Annotated in this window: 1 pseudogene; it reads left to right on the top strand. The window is 45.5% G+C overall.

The annotated features are described in order from the left end of the window. A pseudogene (locus SB775_RS33140) lies at window positions 1–242 on the top strand (TIGR01212 family radical SAM protein); the annotation flags it as partial.

Raw genomic sequence — 242 nt, 5'->3', positions numbered from 1 at the left:
GCCCACGGAGGCTGTACATTTTGCAGTGCCGCTGGGTCTGGTGATTTTGCAGGAAACCGGGCTGATGATCTCATCACTCAATTTAATGAAATCAAAGACCGGATGCACACAAAATGGAAAGACGGAAAATACATGGCGTATTTCCAGGCGTATACAAATACACATGCGCCGCTTCCTGTCTTAAAAGAAAAATACGAAACCGTCATGAACCTGGATGGTGTGGTTGGTTTATCTATTGCGAC

The organism is Peribacillus sp. SIMBA_075, from assembly GCF_046534585.1.
The sequence above is the reverse complement of the archived record's forward strand: the minus strand, read 5'-3'. Positions and strand labels throughout refer to the sequence as shown.